Genomic DNA, 15346 nt, shown 5'->3' with positions numbered 1-15346 from the left:
CGATCAGATGTGGATCGACCAGCACCGATCAACTTGTGGCGGGCCGCCGTGCAGCTTACCTTCGCGTCTCGATCGTCACCGGTTCGGCCGCGCGAGATGGATCCGACACTCCGGTTTCAACACCTCGACGCCTGTCGTGGCGATCGATGCCGCATCCTTAGGGGCGACATGGGTTCGCCGAGTTCGTCAGACAGCGAGACGCGCAACGCTGCCGCCGCACCGGCCGGGAAGACCCCGGTGCGCCGCGGGCCGTTGCGCTTGGTCGTGCGCACCTTGGACAAGGCGTGGTGGGACAACATCTTCTCGGAGTCGGCGGCCGCCGCCTTCTGGCAGACGCTGTCGCTGCCACCGCTGCTGCTCGGTCTGCTGGGCAGTCTCGGCTACCTGGGCGACTGGTTCGGCCCGGCGATCGTCGACGCGGTGCACGACAAGATCCTGTCGTTCTCCAGCACCGTGTTCACCAGCAGCGTCGTGGACCAGATCATCGGCCCGACGGTCAACGACATCCTGACCAAGGGCAAGGGCGAGGTGGCCTCGGTCGGCTTCCTGCTGTCGCTGTGGGCGGGCTCGTCGGCGCTGGCCTCGCTGGTGGACTCGATCACGCTGGCCTACGACCAGTACCTGGTGCGCAACAGCATCTGGCAGCGGATCTTCGCGCTGCTGCTGTACGTGGTGGCGCTGGTGCTGGCGATCATCGGACTGCCCGTGGTGGCGCTGGGCCCGGACTGGCTCCCGACCGTGTTCCCGCCGTTCTGGCAGGACGACGTCACCTGGATGGTGCAGGGCTTGTACTACCCGGCCACCGGTGTCGGCCTGGTGCTGGCGCTGGCGACCCTCTACAAGCTGTCGCTGCCCCGCAAGCTGCCCTGGCACCGGGGCCTTCCGGGCGCGCTGCTGGCGATGGTGATCTTCCTGGTGTCCAGCTACGGACTGCGCGTCTACATCAGCTGGATCACCAGCACTGGCTACACCTACGGCGCGCTGGCCACGCCGATCGCGTTCCTGCTCTTCGCGTTCTTCATCGGCTTCGCGATCCTGATGGGCGCGCAGTTCAACAACGCCATCCAGGAGATGTGGCCCGCGAAGATGACGCGCCGGGAACGGCGCCGCTGGCGCAGGCTGGAGATGCGCAGGCTCGCGCAGCGGATGCACACCGAAGAGGGCTACCGCGCCTGGCGGGCCGACAGCGACAGCGACAGTGACGCGGAACCCGTCCAGCCGGACCGGCCGGACGGGCAGGCGACGTCGAACCCACCGCACATCAACGGCAAGCCCGCGTTCTTCGGGCACAACACCGGGCAACCGGAACCGCGCGGCGGTTAGGTCCTGCGCTGAGGGATTGCTCGTGCGGAGCGGTGCGGGTGGCGGAACTCAGCGGCTCCGCCGCAGCATCCCTCAAGAGCCCTCAGCACCACCGCGCGGACGACTCACTCGTCGTCGTCTCCGCCGCCCGGGGGAAGCCCGTTGAAGATCTCCTTGCAGGCGGGGCAGACCGGCGAGCCCGGCTTCGGCGACTTGGTGACCGGGAAGACCTCCCCGCACAGCGCCACTACGTGCGTTCCGGTGACCGCGCTCTCGGCGATCTTGTCCTTCTGGACGTAGTGGAACACCTCAGGACGGTCATCACTGGTCTCTTCAGTGGGTTCGGTCCGGGTATCGGTATCCGGCAGCGTCATCGTGCTCATGCGTCAATAATGCCGTACGCCGCGCGGATCTGTCCGCAGCCAGGTGCGACCGCGCGCCGTCGCAGGTGACGGGCATGCGGCACCGCCGTCCGGCGAGCCGCTCGGGTTCGCCGGATCGGATCGGGTCAGCTGCCCTCGATGACCTGGTGGCCCGATGGCTCGATGCTTCGCCGGGAGCGGTGGAAGCGGTTGACGTCCTCGTTCTTGCGCGCGGGACGGTCGTTGGCGATGAGCACCGCCATCCACGGCAGCGGAATGGAAACGGCCAGAATGATCAGTGACAACCACCACAGCTGCCACATCTGGAACACCACCACAGCGGCCACCAGGCAGGGAATCCTGCTGGCCATCATGATCGAGTACCTGCGGCGGCGTACCGCCTGCTGATCGTCCATCGACGGCTGTGCCTCGGTGATCAGAACCGGGGAGTCGTCATTCTGTGAGCTGTTCACGACGCTACCTCCGCTTTCATGCTCCCACTCGCCCTCGCGTCCCGATACCCCATACCCCTGGGGCGCGCACGAGCTCACCTCATCGGAGTGACCGCCAGGACACGCGGACGAAACTCGAGCAGGCTAGATTCGCGAGGGAATCATCGTCTGGGCCCGGGATTGGGCGAGGAGTAGTCCATGTCGCTGTACGCGGTGAGCAAGCGAACGCTGGGAGCGGTCGCGCGGACGGTCTACCGGCCGAAGGTCATCGACGCGGACAAGGTGCCCACGACCGGCCCGGTGATCCTGGCGCCCAACCACTTGGCGGTGCTGGACAGCTTCATCGTTCCGCTGGTGCTGCCGCGGCCGGTGGCGTTCCTGGCCAAGGCCGAGTACTTCCGGGGAACCGGCGCGAAGGGCGCGCTGAGCAACTGGCTGTTCAGCTCGCTCGGCGCGATCCCGGTCGACCGCGGACGCGCCCGCGCGGCGATGGAGGCCATCGGCACCGCCGAGGAAGTGCTGAACAACGGCGGCGCGTTCGGCATCCACCCGGAGGGCACCCGCTCCCCCGACGGCCGCCTCTACCGCGGCCGGACCGGCGTGGCCCGGCTGACGCTGAGCACCGGGGCGCCGGTGGTTCCGGTAGCGCTGTCCGGCACCGACAAGCTGCAGCCGAAAGGCACCAAGATCCCCCGGCGCGCACCGGTCACGGTCCGGTTCGGCGACCCGCTGGACTTCTCCCGCTACGCGGGCATGGAATCCTCGCTGCCGGTGCTGCGCTCGATCACCGACGAGATCATGTACGCCATCGCGGAGCTGTCCGACCAGCAGTACGTCGACAAGTACCAGAAGCCGGGCGCAGCAGCGGCCTGATCACCGAGGCGCCGAGGGACGCGCCGAAGGCACGACCGACCGGGCCGGACGGCCGTCACCTTCGTCCGGCCCGATCTTCGAGATCGACCAGGTTCCGGTTCTGCTCGACCCACGCGTTCACCGCGCCGACGAATCGCCGGCCGTCCGACCAGTGCGCCGGGTTGACCGGGATCGTCGCCACCCAGGTCCGCCGATCGTCGTGCGGGTCCTCTCCCGGGCGGTCTGCGACCGCGAACGTCCGCGCCGTCTTGGCCACGACGACGGACTTCCCCTCGCAGACGTAACCGCGTTTGACGACGATGTGGCTCTCGCCCCGAATCCACCGGAACGTGCACCCGAAGTCGCAGTGCCGCCGAATCGGCTTGTGCCGCATCGTCACCATCCGCGGAGTTGTTCGGCCAGCCGCACGAGCGCGTCCGCGAGCTTTTCGCGTTCGACCGGGGTGACCCTCCCCTCGGGAAGGTTGAACGCGACGTCGTCCATGTCCCATTGGGCTTGGCGAAGCGCGACCGCGAGGCGAGCGTTGTCGGCGGGGTACTTGGCACTAAAGATCATGATGTACAGTCTACTGCACTCTACTGCGGTCTCATGCTATTCGGCGAAGTTCACCGCATTAGTGGACAGTTGGCCACGTGTGGGAGTCGCGAGCGGAGCGCCTGGACCGGGACGGCCCGGACACCGTCTGGCAGCAGATCGCAGACGACATCCGGGCCGACATCGAATCCGGTGAGCTGTCCCCGGGCAGCCGCCTGCCGTCCGGCACGGAGCTGGCCGAGATCTACGAAGTCGCCACCGTGACCGCAACCAAGGCGGTCAAGTCGTTGGAGTCCGATGGCCTGGTCGCCCGCACCCAAGGCAAGGGGACGTTCGTCCGGAAGAGCTAGGAAGCGGCTCCGGTTCCCTACCGAGCCCGGCCGGTCAGGCCGCCTCTACTTCGACCCAGCCTTGGCGGCCTTCTCGGCCTTCTTGAAGGCTCGGACCTCTTGCAGGGTCTCCTGATCCACCACGTCGGCGATGGAACGCCGCGCGCCTTCCTCGCCGTAGGCCCCAGCGGCTTCCCGCCAACCAGCCGGTTCCACGTCCCGCTGCTTGCCCAGCAGCGCGAGGAAGATCCGCGCCTTCTGGTCACCGAAACCGGGCAACGCCTTCAGGCGCTTCAGGACTTCCTTGCCGTCGGGGCTGCCCTCGGTCCAGATCCGCTCGGTATCGCCCTCGTACTGCTCAACGACGTACTGCGCGAGCGCGTGCACGCGCTTGCCCATCGAGCCCCCGTAGCGGTGAATCGCGGGCTTCTGCACGCAGAGCTCGACGAACTCGTCCAGCTCGCACTCGGCGATCTTGTTGACGTCGAAGCCGCCCATCCGCTCGGCGATCTTCTTCGGCCCGGCGAACGCCACCTCCATCGCGACCTGCTGATCCAGCAGCATCCCGGTCAGCAGCGCGAACGAGTCCTCGGACAGCAGCTGGTCCGCCTCGGCATCCGCGGTGAGATTGAGCTTGCTCGGCATGACCCCATCTTCGCACGCACGGCAGGCGACCTCGCCCGGAAGCGACGTGCCACCGGCGCGTCGCGGCCCTGCCCGCTGGAGCACGATGTGTCCACGCGGTGCCGATCTCCACGAGCGCACCGAAAGAGTGAGCCGGCCCGCCGCGCACGGCACGACGCCATCCGCGCTCGGGTCGCCGAGGAGGAGAACGAAGCGGCCGAAGCCGAGGTAGCCGAGAACCCGGATCTCGAGGTTCAGCCGCGATGAGCGAGCGAGGCGGCGTCATCGGATCCCTCGATCGCGGCTCTTCGGAAGCAGGTCACCGCCAGCGCGACCAGGACGACCACCCCGACGATCACGTAGGAAGCGGCCTTCAGCTGATCGAGCCAATCCAGTGCCGCACAGCGGGCGGTGAATCGAGCCCGCGTCGTTCGCTCCGGCTCAGACCTCGCTGAAGTCGAGGTCCTCGGCGTTGACGACGGCGGCCGTGCGCCCCGGTGCCGTTTGGAACTGCCAGTAGAGGTTGGTGTGCGCGATGACCTCGGCCGGTTTCGGAGCACCGTACTGCGAGAGGTCCTCGGTGGTGTGCGCGTCGCCGACCAGCGTGACGTCGTAGCCGCGCACGAAGGCGCCGTGGATGGTCGAGCGGATGCAGGCGTCGGTCTGGGCGCCGGTGACGACGAGCCGACCGATGCCCCGCGCGGCCAGCACCTCCGCAAGGTCGGTGGCCTCGAAGGCGTCGCCGTGGACCTTGTGCACCAGCGGTTCCGAAATCCGCCGGACCAGCTCGGGGACGTACTGCCAGGCATCGCTGTCGGACGGCAGACCATCGTCGTGGTGCTGAACCCACACGACCTCGACGCCGGCAGCGCGCGCCCGATCGAGCAGCTCTGCGATGTTGCGCACGACCGCATCCCTGTTGTGCGCCTGCGCGACCACGCCCTGCTGCACATCGATCACCAGCAAGGCGGCGTTCGGGCGGTTGTTCGGCGTGGTCATGGCGCCCCCCGGCAATTCGAAGCTGGTGAGTCCGAGACTAGACCGCCACACCGACGACGCGCCCGGCTCGACCCAATGGCGGTGCTCTGGCGACTGACCAGGAAGTTTCGGCTCGCCGGTGAGATTGGGCCTTCTCGTCATGAGCCAATTCGGCAGGCCGGACACACGCATCGTGCATTTGAACGCGCCCACCTTACGGGCCCTTGCCTGCGGCGATCTGGTTACGGCCAATGCGGTCAGCCCGGTTCCGCTCACGACTCGCTGCGCGCCGGAACATCGAACGCTGTGGCAGATGTTCGGTCAGCGGGTCGAACACGTCCCGGCCATCCTCGCCTGGGTCACGGGTGCCAGCTGGGACGAACAGCGACAACGGGCCGTCGGATGGGCCGGATACCACGGGCTCCCCCAACGCGGGAACGGTGGAACTCGGCTACGACGTCGACCCCGCGCACCGGAGGCGTGGTTATGCCCGCGCAACGCTCGAAGCCTTGCTGCGACGACGGCTTGGAGATCATCTGCGAAGGCGCGACGGCCTAGCGCGGGCCCCGCGATCCGAGCCGGACCTGCGCATCGGCTGCGGCGCGCACACCGTGTTTCGCTTGTCCGTCCGGGCAAACTGGGCCAGTGACCGATGATGGAGTGGGATCACATCCGCAGTACGACGTCTTCGCCGACGAGTTCCTGGACCACGCGCGCGAATGCTTCTACAACGCGCACTACGACCGGCCTGCCTGCCTGGAACTGCTCGGCGAAGTGAGCGGACGCCGCGTTCTAGACGTGGCGTGCGGTCCGGGCCTCTACGCCGAGGCGCTGGTGGCGCGAGGCGCCGGCGTGATCGGCCTGGACCACAGCCCGCGCATGATCGAACTGTGCCGGCAACGCGTTCCGTCGGGTGAGTTCCACGTGCACGACCTCGCCGATCCGCTCGACCAGTTGCCGGACGATTCGGTTGACCAGGTGCTGTTCGCGCTCGCGCTCGAGTACGTCGACGACAGAACGGCGCTGCTGCGGGAGTTGCGCCGGGTGTTGCGGCCGGACGGGATGCTCGTGCTCTCCCGACCGCACCCCACCGGTGACTGGCTGCGGCACGGCGGCAGCTACTTCGACGCGCGAGTAATCGAGGAGGTGTGGAGCCAGGGCTGGCGAGTCCGGTGCTGGCTGGCCCCGCTGGAGCGGACCTGCGAAGAACTGCACCACGCCGGTTTTCTCATCGAACGGCTCGTCGAACCGCGGCCGACGGCCGAAGCGGCCGCCATCAACCGAGCGAGCTACGAGCGCCTGTCCAGCGAACCGACCGGATTCCTGGCCATCAGGGCGGTGCCAGACCCTCGACGATGAGCCCTCGGTCGTTCAACGAGCCCGGAACTGCCCTGGTGGGGCGAGCTTCGCGAGCGAGGCTAGGCCGTCCCACCGACGACGCGCCCCGGCTCGATCCAGTACCGGTGCTCAGCGGGCCCCTCCTCGAACTCGACCGTTGAGTCGTAGCGGCCTCCGCAGGCTTCGATGACCTTGGCCGACCCGATGTTGTCCGCGGCGCAGGTGACCAGCGCGCGGTCGACGCCGAGGGAACTCGCCACGATCAGGCTCTGGCGCAGGATCTCGGTGGCGTAGCCCTTCCTGCGGTGTTCGGGAAGCACCGCGTAGCCGATGTGCCCGCCGATCTTCGCCAGGCGCTCGTCGAGTTCGTGGCGGATCGAACTGCGCCCGACGATCTCGCCGTCGACATCGGCGACCAGGAAGGTCGCCGGCACGATCCCCGGCGGCAGGTACTCGCCCTTGCGCTGCTGCTCCAGCATCTTGAGGTGGGCGCCGAAGGCCAGCGCCGGGTCGTCGCCGAGCAAGAAGCTGAACTCGTCGCGCATCGCCCGGTGCGCCGCGCGGGCGGCTTCCTCGTCGTCCTGGCGCAGCGGCCTGAGTCGGAGCGTTCCCATGCCTGCCTCTCCCGATTGCTGCTGGGACGCAGTCTGCCCGAGGAGATGCTCCGGTTCGTCGTTGGCGTGGCGGTAGCGGAACTCCGGACGCCGGCGCGAGCTGAGTCCCACACCGCACGCGGCTACGCCGCATACGGAAATGACCCCGCACTCGTGTGAGGATTCGGTGCGTGATTCCAGATCTGTCCCCCGAACGCATCGACCGCCTTCGCGACGCCTTCCGGGCCGCGAACTACGACGCCGACGGCGTCCTGGAGCTGCTCGGGCCGTCCGCGCACGCCGCGCTGGGCCGCAATGAACCCGCGCCCGCGCTGCGGGTCGCCGCCGACGCCGGGCCGCTGGGCACCCTGGTCCGGCTGTTCCTGCTGGGCATGCCCGAGCCGCGCGAAGAGGTGCAGGCCGCGCTCGGCGAGCTCGACGTGGACGAGGCGCTCGACGCGACGATCGTCGTCGCCGACGGCGAGCGGCTGCGTGCCGGGCTCGACATCCGTCCCTACGGCACCGGCGAGGACTCCTGGTGGGTCGTCTCCGACCTCGATTCCGAGCTGCGCGGGGGCCGCACCCTCGACCCGGACCACGTGCTCGGCGTCGGGCACGCATCGCTGAGCCTGGTGCGGGCGACCTCCCGACGCCCGGTCGGTTCGGTGCTCGACCTGGGCACCGGCTGCGGTGTGCAGGCGCTGCACGCCTCCACGCACGCGCGGTCGCTGACCGTCACCGACCTGTCAGAACGGGCACTGGCACTGGCCGGAGCGACCTTCCGGCTCAACGGCGTCGAGGCGGAGACGCGCGGCGGCGAGTGGTTCGACCCGGTGCGCGGCCGCAAGTTCGACCTGATCGTGTGCAACCCGCCGTTCGTGGTGGGCCCGCCGCGAACCGACTTCACCTACCGCGACTCCGGCCTGGCCGGTGACGACGCGAGCGCGCTCGTGGTGCGGCAGGCGCCGTCGTTCCTCAACGAGGGCGGCCGGGCCCAGCTGCTCGCCTCCTGGGTGCACAAGGAGGGCGAGGACTGGCAGGACCGGGTCGCGAGCTGGCTGCCGCCGGGTGCCGGGCTGGACGCGTGGTTCGTGCAGCGCGACGTGGCCGACCCGGACCTCTACGTCGGCACCTGGTTGCGCGACGCGGGATACGACCTGAACTCGCCCGCGGGCATCGCCAAGGCCAACGAGTGGCTGGACTGGTTCGCCGCCAACGACGTGATCGGCGTCGGATTCGGCTTCATCACGCTGCGCCGCACCGACGGTCCCGGCGAGGTCGTCTGCGAGGACCTGCGGCAGGCCTTCGACGACCCGCTCGGCCCGGAATCCGACGAGTGGTTGCGGCGGGTGGACTGGCTGCGCTCGCACGGCTCCACAGAGGAGTTGCTGTCCGCCCGGTTGCGCACCGCCGAGAGCACGGTGCTGGAGCAGGTCTCGCACCACGGCGAGGAGGGCTGGGAGACCATCGTCAACCGGCTGCACCGCACCGACGGCCCGGGCTGGCAGCACGAGATCGACGAGCTCGGCACGCGGTTGCTCGCCGGATTCCAGGGCGCGATGCCCACCGGCGAACTGATCGAGTTGCTCGCAATGGGATACGGCGAGGACCCGGAGGAGTTGACCGCCGCCGCGATTCCGATGGTGCGCGAACTAGTCCGGCACGGAATGGTCATCCCCGTTGAATGGTCGGGAGAAGATCGGTGAGGGCAATCGTCACGCGGGTCACTCGCGCCTCGGTAACGGTCGAGGGCGAAGTCGTCGGCAAGATCGATGAACCCGGACTTCTCGTGCTTTTGGGTGTGACGCATTCCGACAGCGCGGAACAAGCCGTGAAAATGGCACGGAAACTCCACGAGATTCGGGCACTTCGCAACGAGGAGTCCTGCGCCACCTCGGGGGCGCCGCTGCTGGTGGTCAGCCAGTTCACGCTCTACGGTTCCACCAGGAAGGGACGTCGCCCGTCCTGGAGCGAGGCCGCCCGGCCCGAGCAGGCCGAACCGCTGGTCGAGTCGGTGGTGACCGAGTTGCGCGAACGCGGCGCGAAGGTGGCCAGCGGGGCGTTCGGAGCGATGATGTCGGTGGAGAGCATCAACGACGGGCCATTCACACTTTTGGTTGAGGTGTGAGGACACATTTCAGCGTGGGGTTTGCGGGGTGGTACCTCAGACGCCGCAGGGCTGCGAGATCCGCTCCTCGCGTAGTGGGCCTGCGCGGTGTCGCGGCTGTCCTCGCCCGGCGGCGTCTGAGAACCCGCCGCGGTGCCGGCCGAGTCCCGCACCGCATGCGGCTGGCGCCGCATTCAGAATGGGCCCCTAAAAGTAACGGGGGCTCTCAGGAAATCCTCAGGATTGGCGGGCAACAGATGTGACTCGCGCGACGTCCATCAATCGCCGACTCCGGGAACGAATTCGCGGCGTCGGTCGTTTTCCAGGTAACGAAGCTTCGACGGCACTGCCGGCGCAGGGTTCGCCTCCAGCAGGAGAACGCCCCCGCGTCGACCGGAGAAGACGTCGACGTACAAGCCCTTGATACCGAGCGTACGCGTCTTCCGCGCCGTGCACAGACGCGCAGCGTGAATTGCGCCCGCCAAGCCAGCCCGTCAGGGAGGGAGCTCATGACCGTCCCGCAGACCACCAAGCCAGACGCCGTCGCCGAGGAACTGGACAACGCCCAGGGCCCATCGGCCGACCTCGTGCGCGTCTACCTCAACGGCATCGGGCGCACTGCGCTGCTCTCCGCACAGGAAGAGGTCGACCTCGCCAAGCGGATCGAGGCCGGAGTCTTCGCCAAGCATCTGCTTGAGGAGAACGACGACCTCTCCCGCGAGCGCCGCAGCGACCTCAATGCCGTGGTGCGGGATGGCCGGCGCGCCAAGAACCACCTGATGGAGGCCAACCTCCGGCTGGTGGTCAGCCTCGCCAAGCGCTACACCGGGCGCGGCATGCCCCTGCTCGACCTGATCCAGGAGGGCAACCTGGGCCTGATCCGGGCGGTGGAGAAGTTCGACTACACCAAGGGCTTCAAGTTCTCCACCTACGCCACCTGGTGGATCCGGCAGGCCATCACCCGCGGCATGGCCGACCAGAGCCGCACCATCCGGCTGCCCGTCCACCTCGTCGAGCAGGTGAACAAGCTGGCGCGCATCAAGCGCGACCTGCACCAGAAGCTGGGCCGGGAGGCCACCGACGACGAGCTGTCCGAGGAGGCCGGCATCCCGGTGGAGAAGATCCTCGACCTGATGGACCACTCCAAGGACCCGGTGAGCCTGGACATGCCGGTCGGTGCCGAGGAGGACGCTCCGCTGGGCGACTTCATCGAGGACGGCGAGTCGGCCGACGCGGAGAACGCGGTGATCTCCGGGTTCCTGCAGGACGACCTGCGCCGCGTGCTGGGCACCCTGGAGGAGCGCGAGCAGGCGGTCATCCGGATGCGCTACGGCCTCGACGACGGCCAGCCGCGCACCCTGGACCAGATCGGCCGGGCCTTCGGGCTCTCCCGCGAGCGCGTCCGCCAGATCGAGCGCGAGGTGATGTCCAAGCTGCGTCAGGGCGACCGGGCCGACCGCCTCCGCGCCTACGCCAGCTGAGCACCTCGGACGCGAAGCACGACGTGCACGCGCGGCAGGGAGCGCCCCGCGGGAGTGCTCCCTGTTCGCCGTCCCGAGCCGGTCCGCACCCGTTGGGCTGTTCGGGTGAGCCGTAACTACCACCTGATCGGATCGTTGACCTCCGCACCGAAGCGGGGCGACGATCTGCACCCCCGAATTTCTTGGCGGTGTTCTCACCGCCCGCTAGGGAAGGCCGGACTCGTCCCAGAGACGGGTCCGGCCTTTCCACATTTCGCCCCGGCGAAAAATGCACCGCTCAGGTGGTCAGGAACTTCGCCCGCCAGGTGTTCAGCTCGCCCGCGGGTACGCCGTGCGAGCGCAACCAGCCCGCGGCCGCGTCCGGGTGCTCGTCGAACTCGGCGAGCACCGCCTCGATGGCATCGACCGGGGCCGCCATCAGGTCCGCGACGATGTCCTCGGTCACCCCGGGCGGCAGGTTCGGCGCCAGGTTGAGCCGCTGCAGCACCCGGTACATGTTCTTGTCGGTGCGCGCGTAATCGGCCACGATCGCCTCCGAGCGCACCCCCGCGGCGCTGAGCAGCATCGCCGAGATCACACCGGTGCGGTCCTTGCCCGCGGCGCAGTGCACCAGCACGGGGCCCTCGGCCTGCACCGCGATGCGGAACACCTCGATCAGCTTCTCCGGTGCCCGGTGCACCATCCGCCGGTAGAACGCGGACAGTTCGTCCGGAGTGTCGGGCGCGGACGGCGGCAACCCCTCCAGCACCGGCACGCGCCGCACCTCGGTGACCTCGGCCAGCGGGTGCGCGCGCCCCTTGGTCTCCTCGTCCTCGCGCAGGTCCACCACGATCTGCGGGGGCCACTGCTGGACGCCGTCCGGGTCCCGGTCCCCCGAGCGCGGCGCATCGCTGCGGTAGACCACGCCAGACCTGGTCAGAACTCCGTCACCGGTGGGGTGACCGCCCAGGTCACGCAGGTTCACCAGTGCCCCGAGATGATCGGTGCTCGACAATGCGGCCTCCATCAGTGCGGTGGAACGCGCCGGCGGCTACCGCGCCGTGCCGACGCGCCCAGGATCCCAGCTCGACGGTGTTTCGTTCCAGGTCCGGCCCGGTGCGTCCCGGATTCGGTACTTGGTCACACCTGAGGCACCCCGGTGGACTCCGTGATCGCCCGCGCGGTTACATGGATCCAACGCGTAACCCGAACGCGCGCAAAGGAGCCGCGACCGTGTCCACCACGAATTTCGATTACACCGACGTGTTGCCCCTCGGCCCGGATGAGACCGAGTACCGCAAGGTCACCGACGAAGGCGTCCGCGTCGTCGAGGCCGCCGGGCGCCGCTTCCTCGAGATCGATCCCGCCACGCTGACCTCGCTGGCCTCGGAGGCGATCAAGGACATCCAGCACCTGCTGCGTCCGTCGCACCTGGCCCAGCTCAAGTCGATCGTCGAGGACCCGGAGGCCAGCGGCAACGACCGGTTCGTGGCCACCGACCTGCTGCGCAACGCGTGCGTCTCGGCGGGCGAAGTGCTGCCGATGTGCCAGGACACCGGCACCGCGATCGTGGTCGGCAAGCGCACCGAGTCGGTGCTCACCGGTGGACAGGACGAAGAGGCGATCTCGCGCGGCATCTTCGACGCCTACCAGGACCTCAACCTGCGCTACTCGCAGATGGCGCCGCTGAACTTCTGGGAGGAGCGCAACACCGGCAGCAACCTGCCCGCTCAGATCGAGCTCTACAACAAGGCCGGTACCGACCCGGTCTACGAGCTGCTGTTCATGGCCAAGGGCGGCGGCAGCGCCAACAAGACCTTCCTGTACCAGGAGACCAAGGCGCTGCTGAACCCGAAGCGGCTGGGCCGGTTCCTGGAGGAGAAGCTGCGTTCGCTGGGCACCTCGGCGTGCCCGCCGTACCACCTGGCGATCGTCGTCGGCGGCATGTCGGCCGAGTACAACCTCAAGGTCGCCAAGCTGGCCTCGGCCCGCTACCTCGACGGGCTGCCGACCGAGGGCTCACCGTCCGGGCACGCGCTGCGCGACCCGGAGATGGAGCAGCAGGTGCTCGAGATGACCCGGCAGTTCGGCATCGGCGCGCAGTTCGGCGGCAAGTACTTCTGCCACGACGTGCGGGTCATCCGGCTGCCGCGGCACGGCGCCTCGCTGCCGGTGGGCGTGGCGGTGTCCTGCTCGGCGGACCGGCAGGCCAAGGCCAAGATCACTCCGGAGGGCGTGTTCCTGGAGCAGCTCGAGCGCGACCCGGCCAAGTACCTGCCGGAGGTCACCGACTCCGATCTCTCCGACGAGGTCGTCGAGATCGACCTGAACCGCCCGATGGACGAGATCCGCGCCGAGCTGTCCAAGCTGCCGGTCAAGACCCGGGTGTCGTTGACGGGTCCGCTCGTGGTGGCGCGCGACATCGCGCACTCCAAGATCGCCGAGCGACTCGACGCGGGTGAGCCGATGCCGCAGTACATGCGCGACCACCCGGTCTACTACGCGGGACCGGCCAAGACCCCGGACGGTTTCGCCTCGGGATCGTTCGGCCCGACCACGGCGGGCCGGATGGACTCCTACGTCGAGCAGTTCCAGGCCGCGGGCGGCTCGATGGTGATGCTGGCCAAGGGCAACCGGTCCAAGCAGGTCGTCGACTCCTGCAAGGCTCACGGCGGGTTCTACCTCGGCTCGATCGGCGGCCCCGCGGCGCGCCTGGCGCAGGACTGCATCAAGAAGGTCGAGGTGCTGGAGTACGCCGAGCTGGGCATGGAAGCGGTGTGGCGCATCGAGGTCGAGGACTTCCCGGCCTTCGTCGTCGTGGACGACAAGGGGGACGACTTCTTCGCCAACGCGACCGAGCCCGTCCTGCAGATCTCGTTCAACCGGTAGCACCACGACGCGCGGGCCGTGGGCTCACTCGGGCGTGCCCGGTGAGCCCACGCGCCCGGCGCGCGCGGGCCTCAGCGCGGGACCTTGACGTCCCGTTGCTCGAGAACGACCTCGCGACCGTCGAGAGGTTCGCTCAACCGCAGGGCGACCGGCGGATAGCGGAGGTCCATGGTGCAGATTCCCGGGGGCTCCGGGGTCTCCTCCACGAGGACGATCTTGACGTGCTCGGCGGTCTGCTCGGCCAGTTCGGCGTGCACCTTGCTGCAGCCGCCCTCCTGACCGATCGCAACGACGGCCTTGCCGTCGTTCTGCGTCCAGACCTTCTTCGGGTAGCTCTTGGGCAGCGCGGAGAAGTCGACGGCACCCTGCGCCACCGGGGTCCGCTCGGCCTCCGGCTTCGGCTCGACCGGTCCGGGCGGGGCGGGCGGCTGGCCGCCGAACCCCACGTCGTCCGGCTGTTGACCACAGGCTGCCAGCGCCAGGAGCAGCGTCCCCGCGCCCACTGCGGTGGTTAGGCGTCTCATGCCCTAGAGACGTAGCGGCGGCAACGCGCGGTTGCGTCCCCGCGCAAGAGGATCAGCCGCAGCCGTTCCCACAATTCACCGTTCGAGCACGCCGCGAACCCAGTCGCCGATCCAGCCGGAGAGCTCGCCCGCGTTGCGGGCCCACTTGAAGTGGTCGAGGCCGGCTCCCGCATCGGCCGAGGAGTAGTGCCGCTCGGTGCGCGGTCCCCCGGTCCTGCCCACGAGGTCGTCCATGGCCGATTTGGGCGCCAGGGTGTCGTTGTCCACGGTGACCGTCAGCAGCGGGGCACTCACCCGCTCCAGAGCCGCGTCGTAGTCGGTCGCCGCACCGCTCAACCGCCAGCGAGCGGTGCGGCCCTGCCGGGCCCAGTCGCGCATCAGCCCACCGGCCTGCCTGCCGCCGAATCCGAAGCGCTCCCCCGGCCAGAAGCCGAGCACGGCGGACACCGCCGCGATGGCCTGGGGGCCGAGCAGGTTGTAGTAGTACTTCCGCAACCCCGGGTAGACGCGGTAGTTGACCGCACCGGAGGCGATCAGGATCGCGCCCCGCACGCGGCCGGGGCGGGCGGCGGTGTGCAGCATCGCGATCTGCCCGCCGAGGCTGTGGCCGAGCACGAAGCGCGGTGCGGTGTCCGGGAAGGTCTCGTCGACCACGTCGAGCACGCCGTCGAGGTCGTCGACGAAGTCCTGGTAGCCGAAGTCGATGCCGCGGGTGACCCGCGGCTCCGTCTCGCCCTGCCCGCGCACGTCGTAGGAAACGACCTGCAGGCCCTGCCGGTGCAGGTGGGCCACGAACTTCCGGTAGTACCCGGCGGGCACGCCCATCGCGGGCGCCAGGACCAGCACCGGGCTGTCCGGGGCGTCCTGACGTGCAGCGCGCACCTTGATCCGGTAGTCGCCCGCGGCGACCTCACCGATCACCGGGGCTGGGGCGTCGAGCTTCTCGGCGATGACCTCGTCCACGCCGACACATTAACGGAA

General features: G+C 68.9%; 18 protein-coding genes. 8 read left to right on the top strand and 10 right to left on the bottom strand.

The features are described from left to right. Window positions 1–168: 168 nt before the first annotated feature. Window positions 169–1323: a YihY/virulence factor BrkB family protein gene (locus ABD289_RS08270; protein WP_344128416.1), complete on the top strand. Its 1155-nt coding sequence runs from the start codon at window positions 169–171 to the stop codon at window positions 1321–1323. 104 nt (window positions 1324–1427) lie between these two features. On the opposite strand, the gene ABD289_RS08265 is transcribed toward ABD289_RS08270, so the two are convergent. Together ABD289_RS08265 and ABD289_RS08260 are read right to left on the bottom strand one after the other, a co-directional pair. Continuing rightward, complete coding sequence (locus tag ABD289_RS08265; protein ID WP_344128414.1) at window positions 1428–1685, bottom strand: DUF3039 domain-containing protein; 258 nt, start codon at window positions 1683–1685, stop codon at window positions 1428–1430. A 125-nt stretch (window positions 1686–1810) separates the two neighbouring features. Continuing rightward, entirely contained in the window at window positions 1811–2137 is a 327-nt protein-coding gene (locus ABD289_RS08260; protein ID WP_344128412.1) for a DUF3099 domain-containing protein, read from the bottom strand. Between the two features lie 177 nt (window positions 2138–2314). On the opposite strand from ABD289_RS08260, the gene ABD289_RS08255 reads away from it, so the two are divergent. Continuing rightward, the gene (locus ABD289_RS08255; protein WP_344128410.1) at window positions 2315–2989 is read left to right on the top strand and encodes a lysophospholipid acyltransferase family protein; all 675 of its coding nucleotides are present in this window, start codon (window positions 2315–2317) and stop codon (window positions 2987–2989) included. 55 nt (window positions 2990–3044) lie between these two features. Here ABD289_RS08255 and ABD289_RS08250 read toward each other — a convergent pair whose 3' ends face one another. Both ABD289_RS08250 and ABD289_RS08245 read right to left on the bottom strand, forming a co-directional pair. After that, complete coding sequence (locus ABD289_RS08250; protein ID WP_344128408.1) at window positions 3045–3362, bottom strand: hypothetical protein; 318 nt, start codon at window positions 3360–3362, stop codon at window positions 3045–3047. A gap of 2 nt (window positions 3363–3364) precedes the next feature. Further along, the gene (locus tag ABD289_RS08245) at window positions 3365–3544 is read right to left on the bottom strand and encodes a hypothetical protein (RefSeq protein WP_344128406.1); all 180 of its coding nucleotides are present in this window, start codon (window positions 3542–3544) and stop codon (window positions 3365–3367) included. 77 nt (window positions 3545–3621) lie between these two features. Between ABD289_RS08245 and ABD289_RS08240 the strand changes: the two genes are divergently transcribed. After that, on the top strand, window positions 3622–3873 hold the full coding sequence (locus tag ABD289_RS08240) for a GntR family transcriptional regulator (protein ID WP_344128404.1): 252 nt from the start codon (window positions 3622–3624) through the stop codon (window positions 3871–3873). A 45-nt stretch (window positions 3874–3918) separates the two neighbouring features. Here the strand turns inward: ABD289_RS08240 and ABD289_RS08235 are convergent, their stop codons facing one another. Then, the gene (locus tag ABD289_RS08235; protein ID WP_344128402.1) at window positions 3919–4497 is read right to left on the bottom strand and encodes an HhH-GPD-type base excision DNA repair protein; all 579 of its coding nucleotides are present in this window, start codon (window positions 4495–4497) and stop codon (window positions 3919–3921) included. A gap of 420 nt (window positions 4498–4917) precedes the next feature. Next, window positions 4918–5475, bottom strand: a complete 558-nt coding sequence (locus ABD289_RS08230) for an isochorismatase family protein (protein WP_344128400.1) — start codon at window positions 5473–5475, stop codon at window positions 4918–4920. Window positions 5476–6099: 624 nt separating this feature from the next. Here ABD289_RS08230 and ABD289_RS08225 point away from each other — a divergent pair. Continuing rightward, window positions 6100–6813: a class I SAM-dependent methyltransferase gene (locus tag ABD289_RS08225; RefSeq protein WP_344128398.1), complete on the top strand. Its 714-nt coding sequence runs from the start codon at window positions 6100–6102 to the stop codon at window positions 6811–6813. Window positions 6814–6872: 59 nt separating this feature from the next. Here the strand turns inward: ABD289_RS08225 and ABD289_RS08220 are convergent, their stop codons facing one another. Further along, entirely contained in the window at window positions 6873–7406 is a 534-nt protein-coding gene (locus ABD289_RS08220; protein WP_344128396.1) for a GNAT family N-acetyltransferase, read from the bottom strand. Between the two features lie 170 nt (window positions 7407–7576). Between ABD289_RS08220 and ABD289_RS08215 the strand changes: the two genes are divergently transcribed. The 3 genes from ABD289_RS08215 (at window position 7577) to ABD289_RS08205 (ending at window position 10973) form a co-directional block, all read left to right on the top strand. Further along, on the top strand, window positions 7577–9091 hold the full coding sequence (locus ABD289_RS08215) for a DUF7782 domain-containing protein (protein ID WP_344128394.1): 1515 nt from the start codon (window positions 7577–7579) through the stop codon (window positions 9089–9091). Further along, complete coding sequence (dtd, locus tag ABD289_RS08210) at window positions 9088–9513, top strand: D-aminoacyl-tRNA deacylase (RefSeq protein WP_344128390.1); 426 nt, start codon at window positions 9088–9090, stop codon at window positions 9511–9513. The genes ABD289_RS08215 and dtd overlap by 4 nt, the downstream gene beginning before the upstream one ends. A 488-nt stretch (window positions 9514–10001) precedes the next feature. Then, the gene (locus ABD289_RS08205; RefSeq protein ID WP_344128388.1) at window positions 10002–10973 is read left to right on the top strand and encodes a sigma-70 family RNA polymerase sigma factor; all 972 of its coding nucleotides are present in this window, start codon (window positions 10002–10004) and stop codon (window positions 10971–10973) included. A gap of 277 nt (window positions 10974–11250) precedes the next feature. Here ABD289_RS08205 and ABD289_RS08200 read toward each other — a convergent pair whose 3' ends face one another. Next, a complete protein-coding gene (locus ABD289_RS08200) occupies window positions 11251–11967 on the bottom strand; it encodes a tyrosine-protein phosphatase (RefSeq protein WP_344128386.1) in 717 nt (238 codons plus the stop codon). A 218-nt stretch (window positions 11968–12185) separates the two neighbouring features. Here ABD289_RS08200 and ABD289_RS08195 point away from each other — a divergent pair, with 218 nt between their 5' ends. Beyond that, window positions 12186–13841, top strand: a complete 1656-nt coding sequence (locus tag ABD289_RS08195) for a fumarate hydratase (protein ID WP_344128384.1) — start codon at window positions 12186–12188, stop codon at window positions 13839–13841. Window positions 13842–13912: 71 nt separating this feature from the next. Here ABD289_RS08195 and ABD289_RS08190 read toward each other — a convergent pair whose 3' ends face one another. Beyond that, window positions 13913–14365 carry a hypothetical protein gene (locus ABD289_RS08190; protein WP_344128382.1) on the bottom strand — a complete coding sequence of 151 codons (453 nt, stop codon included), beginning with the start codon at window positions 14363–14365 and terminating at the stop codon, window positions 13913–13915. Window positions 14366–14440: 75 nt separating this feature from the next. Next, a complete protein-coding gene (locus ABD289_RS08185; protein ID WP_344128380.1) occupies window positions 14441–15328 on the bottom strand; it encodes an alpha/beta hydrolase family protein in 888 nt (295 codons plus the stop codon). Between the last annotated feature and the right edge of the window lie 18 nt (window positions 15329–15346).

Origin of the sequence: Saccharopolyspora halophila (assembly GCF_039531955.1) — a bacterium.
Classification (GTDB): domain Bacteria; phylum Actinomycetota; class Actinomycetes; order Mycobacteriales; family Pseudonocardiaceae; genus Saccharopolyspora; species Saccharopolyspora halophila.
Note: the sequence above shows the minus strand (reverse complement) of the source record. Positions and strands in the feature narration are given on the sequence as shown.